Consider the following 17,104-nt stretch of genomic DNA (forward strand, 5'->3'; position numbering starts at 1 on the left):
CGGATTAAGCTTTTCAGGCAACCGAAGTTGCGTGCTGATGCCTCCTCCTTCATTATCTCCGGCACTGGGGTCCTATCTGTTTCGGCACAGGCCCGTTCGAGCGGCGTTCACATGCTCCATGTTTATTGCCGACCTGCTGCTTTTGCCTGAGTAGTCAATTGGTCCGGCTGGGATTCATCATCGGCTTCATCGCTCTGCTTGGGGTTCTGCTCTCCGGGCTCGCGGCCTATCGCGTCCACGATCAGGAGCTGGCGCTGGACCGGATCGCGCTGGCGCGCGCGATTGACGTGCATGCAAGCCTGGTCCAGGACCGGCTGACCGAGCGCGAGCTGCTCGCGCGCGTCGCCTCAGGCCTGTTCCGCGCGCCGTCCGTGCTCAAGCCGAACATGCTGGAGCCGCTGCGCTCGGCCATCTATGCCTTCAAGACGGACTTCGTGGTGGCTGGCTGGATAGCCAGGCTGCAGCCGAACGAACTGACCGCGGCACAGGCTGCGATCGCGGCCGCTGGCTTCCCCAATCCGCAAATCCGCGACTTCGGCGACAAACCGATCGATCCCGCAAGCCTTACCCGGCCGATCGACGTGCTGATGGACCTCGAGCCGCGCAGCGACGAGACCAAGGCGCTGCCCGGCCGCAGTTATGATCAGGACCCGGTGCGCAGCGCGATGCTGGCCCGCGCCAGGATCGAGAAGAGGTCGGTGGCCTCCGATCCGGTGCCGCTCCTGCGCGGCAACGGTCCGGTCGGCGTCATCGTCGCGGCCCCCGTCATTCCCGAGGGCGCGATCGAGCCGGTCGGCTTTGTCACGTTTTCCTATGAGCTTGCCTCGCTGATGCTGACCAACGACGACATGTCGTTGTTTGCGGTCGCCCTCAAGGACCCGCGCAAGGACGGCGGCGAACTCGTTGCCAACGACCAGGGCGCGGTCTCCGCGCGCACGACGGCGGGGGATGGGCCGGCTCCATCGGCGACGCGCACGGTCAGCTTCGGCGGGCGCGACTGGCAGCTCGGCTATTACGCGAAGTCCAATTCGGCGCGTCGCGCCGAGCAGACCGCGATCATCGTAGCGGCGATCGGTTTTGCCATCACCGCCATGGTGTGCGGCCTGTTCGGCTATGTCGCCTACAACAATCTGCGGCTCAGCCGCGAAATCCAGGTGCGGATCGGCTTCGAGCGCCGCCTGACCGCGGTGATCGACGAGCTCAACCACCGGGTCAAGAACATCCTGGCGGTAATCCAGTCGATCGTGACGCGCACGCTGCGCCACGGTTCGGACATCGACGTCGCGCGCGAGCTGCTGATCGGCCGCATCCACGCCATGTCCAACGTGGTCTCGCTGCTCAGCGAGAGCCAGTGGCAGGGTGTCAAGCTGAAGGGCCTGTTCGAGGCGCGCGCCATTCCGCATGCCGACCGCATCGCCGTCACCGGCCCGGACATTGCCGTCAGCGCGCGCGCGGCGCAGAGCCTGTCGCTGCTGTTCTTCGAGCTTGCCTCGCACTCCGACGAAGGCCTGTCGCTGGTCGGCAAGCATCCGCACATCACGGCCAATTGGACGGTGACGGGCGAGGGGGCCGACGAGGTCTTTCTTTTCCGCTGGGAGGAGTTCAACACCAGTGAGGCGACGCGGCGCCCGGATTCCGATTTCGGTCTGATCCTGCTCGACCGTGTCGCGCCGGAAGCGCTCGGCGGCACCGCCAAGCGCTTTTTCACAGACGTCTCCTATGTCTATGAACTGACCGCGCCGATGGAGACGGTGGTCGACATGACCGAGCGCGACCGCACGGAAAAGCTCTCGCAGCCGGTGAAACCGGTACGATAGATGTGCGCTTCTAGTCTGTCGGCCGCAGCACCAGATCGACCAGGGTGCGCGCATAGGCCGGCGAGATCGGCGCGATGCCGAAGACGTAGCGGTAGAAAAGGCCGCCATAGATCGCGTCGTAGAGATCCTCGGGCTTGCCCTCCGACAGAATGCTGCCGTCCTTCTGACCGGCCGCGATCATCTCGACCAGGGCGTCGCGGCGGAATTGCAGATAGCGCGAGTAGAACAGCTCCGCCGATCCGGTCTTCGAAATGCATTCGGAGATGACGGCGAGCTGGACCTTGCCAAATTCGTCCTGGAGCGCCTCGGCATAAGCCGCGGCATGGCGGCGTGCGCGCGCCGCGGGCGTGCCGGAACTTGCCGGCGGCAACGGCAGCATTTGTGCGGCATGGTGGAGGAAGGCGTCGATCAGCAGCGCTTCCCGCGATGGCCACCATTTGTAGATCGTCATCTTGGAGACGCTGGAATGGCGCGCGACGGCGTCGATGGTGGTGGCGGCAAGGCCCGTGGCGGCCATCAACGAATAGGCGCTTTCGAGAATGGCGTTGGTGGTTTCGATCGACCGTGGCCGGCCGCGCCGGGGCGCGCTGTCGACCTCATCACCCCCGCCTTTCACCATTGCGACGCCCGGACCTCTCATGCAGAGCACCTTTCGGCATAGCGCAGCCACAGGTCTCGGCCTAGCAGAATCGCACGAATATTTGCTGGAGCGTTTCCGAGCGAAGTGGATACCGGTCTGCGTAAAGAAGACGTGTCAAAACAAGATATCCAGATTCCCGTTGCGATTCTGTCGGAACGGAAAGGGCTCTAGGCCTGCTGCCGGAAGGCCGCCGGAAGGTCCTGCCGCTTCGACCAGGAAATATAATAGGCGACCGCGGTCATCGCCGCAAAACCGACGAGGCTCACCGCGATCTGCATCACCACGAGGTTCGCGCCGGTGATCAGGATCAGATGCCCGGCGAAGGACAGGAAAACGGCGACGCAGAAGACAGCGAGCCATTCCTCTCCGCACGTGATCACAGCCTGGAGCGGCCGCCAATTGAGGCCGGGGTGATCCGCCGGAATGAGATGGGTCGCGATGAAGGCGAGCGCGAGGAAATGGACCACGCGATAGGGTGCGAGGTTTTCCTTGTCGGTCGGCGCGATGCTGTTGAGGAGGAGGTCCGGCAAATAGGCTGATAGCGCCGGCGAATGGCGCATCAGGGTGACGGCCATCGCGAACACGATATAGGCGCCTGCCAGGAGACGCAGCCAGGTCATGTTGTGCAACGCGCGGCCGGACGCTCCCGTCACGGCGAACCAGCCGCCCAGAACCATCAGCATCTGCCAGCACAGCGGATTGAAGGTCCATTCCTCATCTGGGTAGACACGGAAATTCCAGTCGAACCAGCGTGCCGCAAGATACAGCGCGACCGACGCCGCAAGCGTCAGGTTCGGCCGCCGCAACAGGCCCCACAGCGCAAACGGAAAGAACGCCATCAGCGGGATCATCAGCTGCAGGAGGTCGAGGTTCAGCGGCTCTTCCTGCAGCACGAGGCCGCGGACCAGGATGCGTAGCGGGTGCTCGAGAATGCCGGAGATGTTGTATTCGTGGATGATTTCCGGCGCCATCGATTGCGAGGCGACATAGGCGATGGTGTCGATGTAGATCACGAACAGCACGACATAGGCGGCGTAGAGGCGCCAGACGCGACGGAAGATGCGCGTCGCCGCGACGAAATAGCCGCGCTCCAGCGCCATCCTGCCGTGGATGATGGCGACGCCATAACCCACCACGAACACGAACAGGTCCGCCGCGCCGCTGAAGCCGAAGTTTCGCAGCGTCAGCAAATTGACGACGTTATTCGGGATGTGGTCGACGAACACCGACCAGTTGGCAATGCCGAGCGTTAGATAAAGCCTGGCGTCGTGATGGAATGCGGCGAGGTTCGCCTTGACCGACGGTTTCATCGCGGAAAATGACTTCTGGAATCAGGGGCGCTGCTTTTAGCGGCAACCACCTGCCTATCCGAGTAGCGTTTGCGTGATGGGGAGCGGATTTTTCCCGAATGGCGCAAAATTGCGCACAGGATCAACCGTCAAATTCCAGCAGGCGCGCCTGTCCAAGCCGCCAAGAGCACCTCTTGGCGGCTCATCGCTACTCGGCGGGTTCGGCGGATGCCTCGTCGGATACGCCGGCGCGGCTCGCCATGATGCCGAGCGCGACGCCGCCGATCGCCAGGATCGGCAACAGCCGCTTGATGCCGATCGCGCGAACGATCTGAAGCCCCGTTGCGAGCAACATCGGGTCGGCGAGCATGCTTTGCGCCGCCGACTTCGCTGCACGCTCCGCGGCGATCCGGGCGCGCTTCTGCATCTCGCGCTTGTAGCCCCAATAGGAGCCCGCTGCGGTGAGCGTCAGCAGGAAGAAGATGCCGGCGCCTGCGAGGCAGGCCTGCACCGGGCCGTATGTCTCCAGCACCGAAATGAACGCGGCCGCACAGAGGAAGCATGTCGTGATGAACAGCGCGAATGCCGCGCCCGCGGCAAGCGACGTCAGCCGGACTGTCGTGCCGGTCGATGCGCTGATCCCGTCGATAATGCGTTGAAACATGGACTTGCTCCTCAAATCCCCACAAGCCAATAGCGGCGGCGCCACAGCGCCGCCGTCACCTCACGATAGCGGCGCGCTCAACGGCGCCAGACCGCGCCGATCAGGAAGCCGATGCCGAGCGCGATGCCGACGGTCGCGAGCGGCCGTTGCGTGATCGCGTCTTCCAGCGACTCTTCGATCGAGCCATAGGCGTCCTGCGCCGCGCCCATCATGGCGCTGCCGCGTTCGGACATGTCGTCGAAAGTTGAATCCATGTTCTCGCGCGCCTGCTTGTAACCGCGCCGGGCCTGTTTGCCCGTCGCGTTGGCAAAGGTGTTGAGTGCGTCGGTGATCTGGTCGGTGAGGGCGGCGATATCGTTTTTCACGGCTGCTACATCCTTCTCGAGGCGTTCTGCGGTGGCTTTGTCGGTCCAATCTCTCATCCTGGCTTCGCTGTCGGTCAGTGACATGACAAGCTCCGAACTATTGGCGGTGAGATGGGCGGAAAACGTTTCGTTGTCGGGTAAGTTCCGTTCGGGAAAATCCATCATCCCTGCGGAAGCTGCGGCGAATTTTCCGGCATCAGATGCTCCTTCATGATCAATCCGACGATCAGGAGCGGCGACGACAGGAACGCGCCCATCGGGCCCCACAGCCAGGTCCAGAACGCCAGCGCGATGAAGACGGCGAGCGCGTTCAGGGACAGCCTGCGGCCGATGATGGTCGGCGTGACGAAATGTCCTTCCAGGAAGGTGATACCGCCGAAGGCGAGCGCTGCCATCAGGCCGCCGCCGATGGTCGGGAACGCAACCAGCCCGACCACTGCGAGCACGACGAACATCGCGACCGGCCCGATGATCGGGATGAAGTTGAGCGCAGCCGCAAGTGCGCCGAGACCGGCCGGATTGGGCATGCCGGTGACCGCACAGACGATTCCTGTGGTGATTCCGACGCCGACATTGATGACGGTGACGGTCAGCAGGTAATTGCCGAGATGAACCTCGATCTCGTTGATGATCCGCAGGGTGCGCAGTCGCGCGTCGCGATCGCCGAAATTCATGATCATCGCGCGCCGCAGGTCGCGCCAGCTCGCGATGAACAGAATCAGGGTGGCGAAGAACAGCAGGAATTCGGCGAAGGTCGGCGAGAGGAATTCCAGTGTCGGTTGCACCCATTCGGCTTTCGGCAGCGGAAGGCTCGGCAGCCCCTCGGAGCCGCCGACCATGGTCTGCAACTCCTTCCACAGGGCCAGCGGCCGGTCGAAGACATGCATCTTCTCCTTCAGCTGCGCGCCCAACTCCGGCAGGCGTGAGCTCCATTCCATGGCGGGCACCGCAATCAGCGCGACGACGAAAGCGACCACCGTCGTCACCGCGATCACGATCAACACGGCGCCGAGAGCCCGCGGCACATGCCGCCGCTCGAGAAAGCTTGCGGCCGGCGAGAGCATGGTGCCGGCGACGACTGCCATTACGACCGGGAGGAAGAATGCCCTGGCAAAATAGAGCACCGCGATCACGGCGATCAGGAGCAGGCCGCCGAGCGCATAGGCGACGAACTCGGTGCGGCGGATGACCGGCGGCAGCTCGGTATGGCTACCCAGAAGCGGGGCACCTTCGCTGTTGCCGGAAATCAAGCGTTCACTGGGAAGGACGCGCACAATATCTCTCCCGCACGGAGGTGTCCGGGCGCCCATTGGTGATCATAGAACGGCGGGGGAGCGATCCGGTTCCATCGCGGCTTCGTGAAGTTGTGCTCGCTTGACTGTGACGTCGACGCCGCGGCCGGCGGCGGAACTTGAGTCGGTTCTGCTGCGTTGCTTGGGAAGCCGCATCACAGAGATGCACATCCCACGGGGCAAGCACATGACAAAGTTCTCTGCAGTCCGTCGCAGCCTCCCGCCACGCACCGTCACCGCCTTTGCCTTCGCGACAGCATTGCTGGCCGTACCGTTCGCGGCACAGGCCCAGACGCTCGGCTACGCACCGATGCAAACGCAGGGCTATCCGCAAGACCAGACCTATTCGCAAGGTTACGCAAACCAGGGCTATGCGACCGACGAGCCGCAAGTGGCCGACGAAGATGCTGCGCTGCCCGACCGGCTGCGTAAACAAATCGTCAGCTTCGACCGCAGCGAGCCGGCCGGCACGATCGTGATCGATACCGCCAATACTTATCTTTATTACGTGCTCGGCAATGGCCGTGCCATTCGCTATGGAGTTGGCGTCGGCCGCGAAGGCTTTACCTGGGCCGGCGTGCAGACCGTCAGCCGCAAGGCGGAGTGGCCGGACTGGCATCCGCCGGCCGAGATGATCGCGCGCCAGCCCTATCTGCCGCGCTTCGTCGCCGGCGGCCCCGGCAATCCCCTGGGGGCCCGTGCGATGTATCTCGGCTCGAGCGAGTACCGCATCCACGGTACCAACGATCCCACCACGATCGGCAAGTTCGTCTCGTCCGGTTGCATCCGACTGACCAACGAGGACGTGAGCGACCTGTTCAGCCGCGTCACTGTCGGCACCAAGGTCGTGGTGCTGCCGAAGAGCGCGCCGCTGATGGCGAGGGGCGGCGATCCGGCTCGCAAGCGCCCGGCCGTGACAACGCTGCCCTCGGGCCGGCAGGCGCTGAACGTCGCGACGTCGGCCGTGAACTGAGAGTTGAGCAGATGAAGAGACGTTCGATCGGTAAACTGGCCGGCAGCGCGGCGGGGATCTTCGCCGTCGCCTCCCTGGGTCTCGTGCTGGCGCCGTCGGCGCATGCGGAGGATTTCTTCTCGGCGCTGTTCGGCGGATTTGGACGGCGGCCGCCGCCGCAGATTCAAATGCCCTTCGCCAGTGAGGACATGCCGCGCCACGACCCTGCGCGCCAGCGCTCCTCCTATGGCGGTGGCACGGCCTATTGCGTGCGCGGCTGCGACGGCCGTTATTTCCCGGCGCAGGGAAATGATGCCGAGAGCAAGGCGCAATCCTGCAAGAGCTTCTGTCCGACCTCCGAAACATCACTGGTCTATGGCAGCAATATCGACAACGCCACGACGGACGGCGGGAAATCCTATTCCGACCTGCCGAACGCGTTCCGCTACCGCAACGAGATCGTTGCCGGCTGCACCTGCAACGGCAAGGATCCGGCCGGGCTCGCCCAGCTCAAGGCCGAGCAGGATCCCACCTTGCGCAAGGGAGACATTGTCGCAAGCGCGGACGGCCTGGTGGTCGCCAAACGCAACGCCAACGATCGCCGCGGTGTCGCGATGAACTTCTCGCCCTTGCCGGAATCGGTGCGTGCCAGATTCCGGCAGGTGCCGGTGGTGGCGAAGGAGTAGGAGATAAGCGTTGGCTGAGTTGCCGCGCTGGAAGCCCAACAAAGCTCGTCGTCCGGGACAAGCGAAGCGTAGTTTGGCGAAGTCTCGGAGTTGGCGGATAGCGCCATAACCACTCCCTGTGGGTGTGGATCCCCGCGTGCGCGGGGACGACGCCGAGGATATGACTGTCAGCCCGGCATCCAAGCCCCAGCCTTAAGCCGCGCGGATCTTGCCCAGGAAGTCGCTGACCTGCTCGCCGAGCTGGCGGCTCTGCGTCTCCAGCGTCTCCGAAGCCTGCTTGACGTTGTCCGCGGCGCCGGCTGCGGTGTCGGCATCGGTCTTCACGCCGGTGATGTTGTCAGAGACGTTCTTGGTCCCTTGCGCGGCATATTGCGTGCTGCGGGTGATCTCCTGCGTCGCCGCACCCTGCTCCTGCACGGCGGCCGCGATGGCGGTGGCGACTTCGTTGACCTCGCCGATAATGCCGCCGATCGCCTGGATCGCGTTGATGGCGTCACCGGCGACCTTCTGGATGTCGGCTATCTGCTCCGAGATTTCCTCCGTTGCCTTCGCGGTCTGGCTCGCCAGCGACTTCACTTCCGAGGCGACCACGGCAAAGCCGCGCCCGGCTTCGCCGGCGCGTGCGGCTTCGATCGTGGCGTTGAGCGCGAGCAGGTTGGTCTGCGCCGCGATGGTGTTGATCAGGCCGACCACCTCGCCGATGCGGCCCGCGGATTGCGCCAGCCCCTGAACGGTGCCGTCGGTCTCACGCGCCTGGTTGACGGCGCGGCTGGCGATGCCTGCGGCATGGGCGGCCTGCTGGCTGATGTCGTTGATGGAGGCGGAGAGCTCTTCGGCGGCGGCCGCGACGCTCTCGACGCTGGAAGAGGCCTCGTTTGAAGCTCTGCCTGCAACCTCGACACGCTCATTGGTCTGGCGCGACACCTCGGACAGATCGCCCGAGGTCTTGCGCATCTCGCCCGAAGCCTCGCTCAGCTCACCCAGCGATTTGCGCACCACGCCTTCGAACTCGCCGACATAGCCCTCGATCGCGCGCTGGCGCGCGGCCGCGCCGGCGTTGCGCTCGCGCTCCTGCTCCTCGATCTTGAGTTTGTCGATCGCCTGCTGCTTGAAGGTCTCCAGCGCGCCGGCAAGCGAGCCGATCTCGTCCTTGCGGTCGAGATAGCCGCTGTCGACGCCGAGATCGCCGCCGGCGACCTTGAGCATGGCATCGCGAATCCGGTGCAGCGGCGTGATCACCCGGCGGCTGACGGCCAGCGTGGCTGCTCCCGTCAGGACGATTGCGGCGACGAGCAGGGCCATTTGGACCAGCAGGGATTGCAGTGCTCCGGCGCGCTGGTTGGCGGCGTGATCTCCGGCTGCGGCGAGCGCAGCGTCAGCGAGCCTGATGGCGCTCGCCATGCGGCCGACCGAGTAGGGACTCCATTGATTGGCCGTCATCGACGGCTTCTCGCCCTTGGCAACCGTCGCGATGATGCCGTCGCGCGTGGCGGCATATTGCGGGTCGAAATAGACCGACTTGGTCTCGCTCATGGCCGCGGAGAGCGCCGGCGGCAGTTGCATGCCGGTGGCGGCAAGCTCGATCGCGCTCCAGGCGGCATCGGTCGCGCCCACGAATTTCGTGAAGGCGACCTGAGCGTCGGGCGCGATCTTGCCGCTGCTCAGCGCATTTCCGACGATGACGGAAGATTCGCCGGCGTTCTGGCGCAGCAACCAGGCCATCTGCTTGATCATCAGGAACTGGTCGATGGTGGCGTCCTGGTGGTTGACGCTGGCGGCGAGCACGGGCGAGAGCTTCTCGAGGATGGTCATCAGCCCGTCCTCGCTCTCGAGATATTCAGTGGCGAGCGCTACGCGGCGCGAGGCCCTGGGCTTGGCGACCTCGGTCCAGAATTCGGCTTGTTGCGCCAGGAGTGCCTTGTTGAGCCGGGTGAGGTTGGCGACGATCGCATCGCGTTGCGGGATATCGATCGAGGGCAGGATGTCGATTGCACGCGCCAGCGCAGGCATCAGTTCGTCGCGGATGCCACGGATGTATTTCTCGATATCCGCATCGACCTTGATGTCGCTGGTCAATTGTCGATTGGTGGTCGAGCGATCAGCCCGGATGTTCGCCATCGTCTTGAAGACGTCGGCGGAAGCTGCGGAGACCGCGACGATTCGGTTGGCCTGCTGCAGCCGGCCCCATGAGCTCCACGCGCTGATCGAAAAGCCGATGACGATGACCAGCGCGGTGGACAGGATCACCGCCTTCAGTAGCGTGGAAACGGACAAGCGATTGAGCATCGGACACCCCAACAGACGCGCATGCGTAATGGCAGGCGCTTGAAGTGCATTTGGCCCGTAAAGAGTAAAAACTTAGACAGTGCTCCTGCCGTAAAATTACGGGGCGTGGCCTCCCGGCCTCGCGCATCCTTTTCTTACGCCGCGCGGATTTTGCCGAGGAAGTCGCTGACCTCGTGGCCGAGCTGGCGGCTCTGGGTCTCCAGCATCTCGGAGGCGTGCTTCACGTTGTCCGCGGCGGCCGCGGCGGCGTCGGCATCGGTCTTCACGCCGCTGATATTGTCCGTGACGTTCTTGGTGCCCTGCGCCGCGAATTGCGTGCTGCGCGTGATCTCCTGGGTCGCCGCACCCTGCTCCTGTACCGCGGCGGCGATCGCGGTCGCGACCTCGTTCACTTCGCCAATGATGCCGCCGATGGTCTGGATCGCGTTGATGGCGTCGCTGGCGACCCTCTGGATGTCGGCGATCTGGCCGGAGATTTCCTCGGTGGCTTTTGCGGTCTGGCTTGCCAGCGATTTCACCTCGGAAGCGACGACCGCGAAGCCGCGGCCGGCTTCCCCGGCGCGCGCGGCTTCGATCGTCGCGTTGAGTGCGAGCAAATTGGTCTGCGCCGCGATGGTGTTGATCAATCCAACGACCTCGCCGATGCGTCCCGCGGACTGTGCCAGTCCCTGCACGGTGCCGTCGGTCTCGCGGGCCTGGGTAACGGCACGGCTGGCGATGCCCGCCGCATGGGCAGCCTGCTGGCTGATGTCGTTGATCGAGGCAGAAAGCTCCTCGGCGGCGGCAGCAACACTGTCGACGCTCATGGAGGCGTCATTCGACGCCTTGCCGGCGACCTGGACGCGGTCGTTGGTCTGGCGCGACACGGCCGACAGATCGCCGGAGGTCTTGCGCATCTCGCCGGAAGCTTCGCTCAGTTCGCCCAGCGTCTTGCGCACCGCGCCCTCGAATTCGCCGACATAGGCCTCGACGGCGCGCTGGCGAGCGGCTGCGCCGAGATTGCGTTCGCGTTCGTGCTCCTCGATCTTGAGCTTCTCGGTGGCCTGCTGCTTGAAGGTCTGCAGCGCGCCCGCCAGCGCGCCGATCTCGTCCTGGCGGTCGAGATAGCCGCTGTCGACCGCAAGGTCGCCGCCGGCCACCTTCAGCATGGCATCGCGGATGGTGTTCAGTGGAGTGATGACGCGGCGGCTGACCAGCGCGATGGCGCCAACGGCGAGTCCGATGGCGAGCGTCAGCAGCGCGAGCTGCACGATCAGCGCGCGCTGGGCGGCACCGCGCTGCTCCTGGGTATGGGCCTTGGCGGCGTCGAGGGCGGATTCGGCCACCGCGACAGCGCTCGCCATGCGGCCGACCGTGATCGGGCTCCACTGGTTGGCGGTCATCTCGGCCTTCTCGCCCTTGACCAGCGCGTCCGCGAGACGGTCGCGCAGGGCCAGGTATTGCGGCTCGAAATAGGCGGTCTTGGCCGCGGCCATGGCAGAGCCGAGCCCCGCCGGCAACTGCATGCCCGAGGTCGACAATTCCAACGCCTTCCACATCGCAGCCGTGCCGCCGACATACTGGGTATAATTGTAGCGGCCCTCCGGCGTGATCTTGCCGGCCGCAAGCCCGGTCGAGACGATCAGCGAGGCTTCGCCTGCGGTGTTGCGCAGCAGCCAGGCGCTCTGCTTGATCGACAGCAACTGGTCGATCTCGGCGTCCTGGTGGTTGACGGTCGCGGCCAGCGTGTTCGACAGCTTGTCGAGCACGTCTAGCAGGCCTTGTGTCGTCTCCAAGTATTCCTTCGGCAGACCCGCGCGGCGCTGATCCTTGGGCCTGGCGACGTCCTCCCAGAACTGTTTCTGCTCCTCGATCAGCAGCTTGTAGAGACGCGACAGCTCCGGCACCAGCGTCGCCGATTGCGGGAAATCCATGCTCGGCAGCAGTTCGAGCGCGCGTGCCATCGCCGGCATCTGCGCATCGCGGAGCGCACGCAGATATTTCTCGATCTCGGAATCCATCGGCTCGGTCGCGTTCAGGAGCCGCGTGGTGGTCGAGCGGTCGGTGCGCAGATTGTGCATCGCCTTGAACAGATCGGCGGAGGCATCCGCGATCTGCGAGATGCGGTTGGCGGTCTTGAGGCGATCCCAGGACGCGTAGGCGGTGAGCGAGAGCGAAATCACCACACAGACCGACGTGATCGCGATCACCGCCTTCAGCAGCGCGGATACGGTCAGACGATTGAGCATCGAAGTCCCCCCAAGTCCAATTTCCAAAGTAAGTGAAGACGCCCGGCAACATCGAAAACGGGGGGCGCCGCAGATCGGCAATTGCATGCCGTTTGTGGCGCGCGGCCCAACGGTTTCTGCATCTGAAAGGAAAAGGGTAAAGTTTTAGGCAGTCGGTCTGCCTGTAGAACTACGGAATTACTAGAAGTTGCAAGGGGTTGCCTGAATGGAACCGGCGCGGGAGATGGGCGTTAGAATACCGTTAGCAATTTGCCCGAAGGGGGCCTCGCGATGCTGGTCGGCGTACTCGTCACATTTCTCGTCGTTATTCTCGTGCTCTATCTCATCAACATGCTGCCGATGGACGGCCGCGCCAAGCAGATCGCGCGCGTGGTCGTCATCATCATCGGCATCGTCTCGCTGCTGAAATATCTCGCGGTTTTCTAGCCGTGCTGTCTCGGCCCAAACAAAAAAGCCCCGGCGAGAGCCGGGGCTTTTGGTGTTCGAATGTCCGGGCTCAGCCGGCCGCTTTCGCCTCGCGGCGGCGGGCGGTGAGGATGTATTCGGTGTAGCCGTTCGGCTGCTCACGTCCCTTGAAGATCAGGTCGCAGGCGGCCTTGAAGGCGACGCCGTCGAAGGTGGGCGCCATCGGCTTGTAGATCGCATCGCCCGCGTTCTGCTTGTCGACGACGACGGCCATGCGCTTCAGCGACTCCATCACCTGCGCTTCGGTGATCACGCCCTGGTGCAGCCAGTTGGCGAGATGCTGGCTGGAGATGCGCAAGGTGGCGCGGTCTTCCATCAGGCCCACGTCGTGGATATCAGGCACCTTGGAGCAGCCGACGCCCTGGTCGATCCAGCGCACGACATAGCCGAGGATACCCTGGCAATTGTTGTCGATCTCCTGCTTGACGTCGTCGGGCGCCCAGTTCGACTTCGACACCGGAATGGTGAGGATATCGGAGAGCTTTGCGCGGGGGCCGCCCTTGGTCAGCTCCTGCTGGCGGGCGATGACGTTGACCTGGTGATAGTGCAGGGCGTGCAGCGTCGCCGCGGTCGGCGAGGGCACCCAGGCGGTGGTGGCACCGGCCTGCGGATGGGCGAGCTTCTGTTGCAGCATGTCCGCCATCTTGTCGGGCGCGGCCCACATGCCCTTGCCGATCTGGGCGTGGCCGGGCAGGCCGTCGATCAGGCCCATGTCGACGTTCCAGTCCTCATAGGCCTTGATCCAGGCTTGCGCCTTCATCTCGTTTTTGCGGATCATCGGGCCCGCTTCCATCGAGGTGTGGATCTCGTCGCCGGTGCGGTCGAGGAACCCGGTGTTGATGAACATGATGCGCTTGGAGGCGCGCTGGATGCAGGCCTTGAGGTTGACGGTGGTGCGCCGCTCCTCGTCCATGATGCCGATCTTGAGCGTGTTCTCGGGCAGCGAGAGCATCTTCTCGACGCGGTCGAAGGCTTCGCAGGCGAGCGAGACTTCGTCCGGGCCGTGCATCTTCGGCTTGACGATATAGGCCGATCCCGTGCGGCTGTTCTTGATCTTCGAGTTGCCCCTGAGGTCGTGAATCGCGAGCAGGCCGGAGACGGCGGCATCGAGCAGGCCTTCCGGAACTTCCTCGCCCTTCTCGTCCAGCACCGCGTCCGTGAACATGTGGTGACCGCAATTGCGCATCAGGAGCAGGCTGCGGCCGTGCAGTTTCACCTCGCCCTTGCCGTCCGGCGTCTTGTAGCTGCGGTCGGCATTCAGCGAACGCGTCAGCGTCTTGCCGCCCTTCTCGAAGTCGGCCGACAGCGTACCGTTCATCAGGCCGAGCGTGTTGCGATAGACCAGCACCTTGTCTTCGGCGTCGACCGCCGCGACCGAGTCCTCCATGTCGAGGATGGTCGACACGGCGGACTCCATGATCATGTCGGCGACGCCGGCCGGATCGTCCTTGCCGATCGTGCTGCTGCGGTCGATCTTGACCTCGACGTGCAGGCCATTGTTGGCGAGCAGCACTGCGCTCGGCGCGGCTGCATCGCCCTGGAAGCCCGCGAACTGCGCGGCGTTCTTCAGCGCGGTGGCGTTGCCGCTCTTCAGCTTCACCGCGAGCTGGCCAGCGACGATGCTATAGGCGGTGACGTCGGTATGGCTGCCGGTCGCAAGCGGCACGGCGGCATCGAGGAAGGTCTTGGCCTTGGCGATCACCTTGTCGCCGCGCGCCTTGTTGTAACCCTTGCCGGCTTCGGAAGGATCGTGCGGGATCGCGTCGGTGCCGTAGAAGGCGTCGTAGAGCGAGCCCCAGCGCGCGTTCGCCGCGTTCAGCGCATAGCGCGCATTGGTGAGCGGAACGACGAGCTGCGGGCCGCAGATCTTGCTGATCTCCTCGTCCACGTTGGCGGTCTCGACCTTCTGCGTCGCAGGCTCGGGGACGAGATAGCCGATCTCCTTGAGGAAGGCGGTATAGGCATCGAGGTCGAACGCCTTGCCCTTGTTGGCGCGGTGCCAGTCGTCGATCTTGGCCTGCAACGTGTCCCGCAACGTCAGCAGCGCGCGGTTCTTTGGCCCCAGCTCCTTGATGATGGCGGCAACCCCGGCCCAGAACGCATCCGGCGCGATCCCCGTTTTCGGGGCCGCTTCCTTGGCGATGAAGTCAAACAGGACGGGTGCAATCTTCAATCCGTGGGCGTCGACGCGTTTCATGATGGTCTTTCTTGTTGGAAATGGCTGTTTTTGGCTGCTTTTGACCCGACAGCAGCAAAATGCGCCCACTGGGAGCGGCTTTCGGGGCCTTATTAGCCCCAAAATCGGGGCCGTGAGAAGGCCTCCGAAAGTTGTCAAAATGTCAAGACGAGGGGGAGGCCGGCGCGGGCCGCTGTCATTCCGCGCGAAAGCGGGGAATCCAGTACGCCGCGGCTTCTCTGTAACCCAACACTGTCTCTGGAATACTGGGTCGCCCGGTCAAGCCGGGCAACGACAGCGAAGTAGGACGGCCTCAAATATTCGCCGCGAGGTCCACGACCTCGTCGAACAGCACGCCGGTCGTCTTCAGCATCTGTTCGATCTCGTCTGCCGCCGCGGCAACCGTCCGCGTCGACGTGTCGATCACGAGTTCGGCGGCTTGCGGCGCCTCGTAGTCGTTCAGGATGCCGGTGAAGGATTGAAGGGTGCCGGCGCGGGCCTTCTTGTAGTGGCCCTTGGGATCGCGCTCCTCGCAGATGCCGGCGGGCGTCGCGACGTGGATCTCGCGGAACGCGGTATCGGCGATACGGCGTGCGGTGGCGCGGTCCTCGCGAGCCGGCGAGACGGCCGCGACGATCGCGATATGGCCGTTGCGGGCGAGATGCGTCGCGACCTCGGCGAGGCGGCGGATATTCTCGCTGCGATCGGCGGCGGAGAAGCCGAGATCGCTGTTGAGGCCGGCGCGCAGCGTGTCGCCGTCGAGCAGGATCGGCGAGCCGCCGTTGGTGAAAAGCCGCCGCTCCAGCGCCTTTGCCAGCGTCGACTTGCCGGACGCCGGCAGGCCCGTGAGCCAGACCACGGCGCCGTTATGCCGGTAGCGCGCGGAGCGTTCATCCGGCCGCAGCGCCGATTCCACCGGCACGATGTCGACAGGCACCGCACGCTGGCCTGCCTCGACCGACAGCACGAGACCGCCGCCGGCGATACGCCCGGACACCTCGATCACGAGACGGCCGGTGCGCGGGTTCTCGGTGTAGGGGTCGGTCGCGATCGGACTGGACAGCGAGATATCGATCTCGCCGACATGGTTGCGGCCGATCGCCTTGTTCTCGACGCTTGAGAGCTCGCCGGGATCGACCGCCTTCTCGATCGCGACGACGGTGGCGCGGCTTTCCTTCGGTCCACAGCGGACCAGCAGCTGGTCACCCTTGGCGAGCGGCTTCTCGTGCAGCCAGAAGATGCGCGCGCGAAGCCGACGCGTCTCGCGCGGGGCGGATCCTGCGAGCGCGACGATGTCGCCGCGCTCGATGAACAGCTCGCGGTCGAGCGTGATGCCGACCGAGCGGCCCGCGCCCTGACGTCCTGCGACCGGCGTCACCGGCCAGCTCTCGACCGTCTTGATCCTGGCGATCTTGCCGGCCGGCATGATCACGATCTCGTCGCCGGCAATCAGACTCCCGGACTCGATGCGCCCTGCCACGATGCGGCGGTCGTCGAACTTGTAGATTGCCTGCACGGGCAGGCGCAGCGGCAGCGCTTCGAGCGGCCGCGCCGGCTCGAGGGCGTCGAGTGCCTCTACCACGGTCGGTCCCTTGTACCAGCCGATGCGGATGGTGTGCTCGGCGACGCCGTCGCCATCGCGCGCGGAGATCGGGATGATCGCCGTCGGCGTCACGCCGAGGCCATTCAGATGCGCGGATATCTCGTTGCTGATCGCCTTGAAGCGATCCGCAGAGAAATCGACGCGGTCCATCTTGTTGACGACGACAGCGACCTGCTTCACGCCGAGCAGATGCAGGAGATAGCCGTGCCGTCTGGTCTGGTCGCGCACGCCTTCCAGCGCGTCGATGATCAGCACCGCGCCGTCGGCCTGGGAGGCGCCGGTGATCATGTTGCGCAGGAATTCGGCGTGACCCGGTGCGTCGATCAGCACGATGTCGCGCGAATTGGTGCGGAAGCGGATCTGCGTGGTGTCGATGGTGATGCCCTGGTCGCGCTCGGTCTGGAGCGCGTCGAGCAGGAACGACCACTCGAACGGCATGCCGCGCCGCGCGCTGACGGCCTTGAGCATTTCGAACTTGCCGTCGGGCAGGCTGCCGGTCTCGTGCAGCAGGCGGCCGACCAGCGTCGACTTGCCGTGGTCGACATGGCCGACGATGACGATGCGGACTTGCGGTCGCGTCGTGCCATTTGGCGTCGCGGGCGAAGCGGGGGTGACGATCATGTTCATGGCCGCGTTGCGTC

13 protein-coding genes are annotated in these 17,104 nt (G+C 64.7%); 4 read left to right on the forward strand and 9 right to left on the reverse strand.

All coding sequences use genetic code 11. From position 1 onward, the window contains the following. Window positions 1–158: 158 nt before the first annotated feature. Entirely contained in the window at window positions 159–1,817 is a 1,659-nt protein-coding gene (locus WHZ77_RS04365) for an HWE histidine kinase domain-containing protein (protein WP_375312556.1), read from the forward strand. Between the two features lie 10 nt (window positions 1,818–1,827). On the opposite strand, the gene WHZ77_RS04370 is transcribed toward WHZ77_RS04365, so the two are convergent. From WHZ77_RS04370 to WHZ77_RS04390, 5 genes are all read right to left on the reverse strand, one after another. Further along, a complete protein-coding gene (locus tag WHZ77_RS04370; protein WP_375312557.1) occupies window positions 1,828–2,457 on the reverse strand; it encodes a TetR/AcrR family transcriptional regulator in 630 nt (209 codons plus the stop codon). A 167-nt stretch (window positions 2,458–2,624) separates the two neighbouring features. Then, window positions 2,625–3,767: an OpgC domain-containing protein gene (locus tag WHZ77_RS04375; protein ID WP_375312558.1), complete on the reverse strand. Its 1,143-nt coding sequence runs from the start codon at window positions 3,765–3,767 to the stop codon at window positions 2,625–2,627. Between the two features lie 187 nt (window positions 3,768–3,954). Further along, window positions 3,955–4,410, reverse strand: a complete 456-nt coding sequence (locus WHZ77_RS04380; RefSeq protein WP_143841864.1) for a hypothetical protein — start codon at window positions 4,408–4,410, stop codon at window positions 3,955–3,957. Between the two features lie 77 nt (window positions 4,411–4,487). Continuing rightward, window positions 4,488–4,859: a YqjD family protein gene (locus WHZ77_RS04385; RefSeq protein WP_375314657.1), complete on the reverse strand. Its 372-nt coding sequence runs from the start codon at window positions 4,857–4,859 to the stop codon at window positions 4,488–4,490. 77 nt (window positions 4,860–4,936) lie between these two features. After that, on the reverse strand, window positions 4,937–6,049 hold the full coding sequence (locus WHZ77_RS04390; RefSeq protein WP_375312559.1) for an AI-2E family transporter: 1,113 nt from the start codon (window positions 6,047–6,049) through the stop codon (window positions 4,937–4,939). Window positions 6,050–6,254: 205 nt separating this feature from the next. On the opposite strand from WHZ77_RS04390, the gene WHZ77_RS04395 reads away from it, so the two are divergent. Both WHZ77_RS04395 and WHZ77_RS04400 read left to right on the forward strand, forming a co-directional pair. Beyond that, window positions 6,255–7,040, forward strand: a complete 786-nt coding sequence (locus tag WHZ77_RS04395; protein WP_375312560.1) for a L,D-transpeptidase — start codon at window positions 6,255–6,257, stop codon at window positions 7,038–7,040. Window positions 7,041–7,051: 11 nt separating this feature from the next. Next, window positions 7,052–7,705: a DUF2865 domain-containing protein gene (locus tag WHZ77_RS04400; protein WP_375312561.1), complete on the forward strand. Its 654-nt coding sequence runs from the start codon at window positions 7,052–7,054 to the stop codon at window positions 7,703–7,705. A 192-nt stretch (window positions 7,706–7,897) separates the two neighbouring features. On the opposite strand, the gene WHZ77_RS04405 is transcribed toward WHZ77_RS04400, so the two are convergent. Continuing rightward, a complete protein-coding gene (locus WHZ77_RS04405) occupies window positions 7,898–9,991 on the reverse strand; it encodes a methyl-accepting chemotaxis protein (protein ID WP_375312562.1) in 2,094 nt (697 codons plus the stop codon). 134 nt (window positions 9,992–10,125) lie between these two features. Beyond that, window positions 10,126–12,219 (reverse strand): methyl-accepting chemotaxis protein, encoded by a 2,094-nt coding sequence (locus WHZ77_RS04410; RefSeq protein ID WP_375312563.1) that lies wholly within the window; start codon window positions 12,217–12,219, stop codon window positions 10,126–10,128. A gap of 270 nt (window positions 12,220–12,489) precedes the next feature. Here WHZ77_RS04410 and WHZ77_RS04415 point away from each other — a divergent pair, with 270 nt between their 5' ends. After that, a complete protein-coding gene (locus WHZ77_RS04415) occupies window positions 12,490–12,645 on the forward strand; it encodes a Thivi_2564 family membrane protein (RefSeq protein ID WP_007599832.1) in 156 nt (51 codons plus the stop codon). 70 nt (window positions 12,646–12,715) lie between these two features. Here the strand turns inward: WHZ77_RS04415 and WHZ77_RS04420 are convergent, their stop codons facing one another. Further along, window positions 12,716–14,881, reverse strand: coding sequence for a malate synthase G (locus WHZ77_RS04420; RefSeq protein WP_375312564.1), 2,166 nt, complete (start codon window positions 14,879–14,881; stop codon window positions 12,716–12,718). A gap of 292 nt (window positions 14,882–15,173) precedes the next feature. Beyond that, entirely contained in the window at window positions 15,174–17,090 is a 1,917-nt protein-coding gene (gene cysC, locus WHZ77_RS04425; RefSeq protein WP_375312565.1) for an adenylyl-sulfate kinase, read from the reverse strand. Window positions 17,091–17,104 lie beyond the last annotated feature (14 nt).

The sequence above is a fragment of the Bradyrhizobium sp. A5 genome (assembly GCF_042076515.1).
In the GTDB taxonomy this organism is placed as follows: domain Bacteria; phylum Pseudomonadota; class Alphaproteobacteria; order Rhizobiales; family Xanthobacteraceae; genus Bradyrhizobium; species Bradyrhizobium cosmicum.

Excerpts from the sequence above, each read along its gene's own strand:
- WHZ77_RS04370 (WP_375312557.1), bottom strand. The coding sequence starts at position 2,457 with ATGAGAGGTCCGGGCGTCGCAATGGTGAAAGGCGGGGGTGATGAGGTC.
- WHZ77_RS04375 (WP_375312558.1), bottom strand. The coding sequence starts at position 3,767 with ATGAAACCGTCGGTCAAGGCGAACCTCGCCGCATTCCATCACGACGCC.
- WHZ77_RS04380 (WP_143841864.1), bottom strand. The coding sequence starts at position 4,410 with ATGTTTCAACGCATTATCGACGGGATCAGCGCATCGACCGGCACGACA.
- WHZ77_RS04385 (WP_375314657.1), bottom strand. The coding sequence starts at position 4,859 with ATGTCACTGACCGACAGCGAAGCCAGGATGAGAGATTGGACCGACAAA.
- WHZ77_RS04395 (WP_375312560.1), top strand. The coding sequence starts at position 6,255 with ATGACAAAGTTCTCTGCAGTCCGTCGCAGCCTCCCGCCACGCACCGTC.
- WHZ77_RS04400 (WP_375312561.1), top strand. The coding sequence starts at position 7,052 with ATGAAGAGACGTTCGATCGGTAAACTGGCCGGCAGCGCGGCGGGGATC.
- WHZ77_RS04405 (WP_375312562.1), bottom strand. The coding sequence starts at position 9,991 with ATGCTCAATCGCTTGTCCGTTTCCACGCTACTGAAGGCGGTGATCCTG.
- WHZ77_RS04410 (WP_375312563.1), bottom strand. The coding sequence starts at position 12,219 with ATGCTCAATCGTCTGACCGTATCCGCGCTGCTGAAGGCGGTGATCGCG.
- WHZ77_RS04415 (WP_007599832.1), top strand. The coding sequence starts at position 12,490 with ATGCTGGTCGGCGTACTCGTCACATTTCTCGTCGTTATTCTCGTGCTC.
- WHZ77_RS04420 (WP_375312564.1), bottom strand. The coding sequence starts at position 14,881 with ATGAAACGCGTCGACGCCCACGGATTGAAGATTGCACCCGTCCTGTTT.
- cysC (WP_375312565.1), bottom strand. The coding sequence starts at position 17,090 with ATGAACATGATCGTCACCCCCGCTTCGCCCGCGACGCCAAATGGCACG.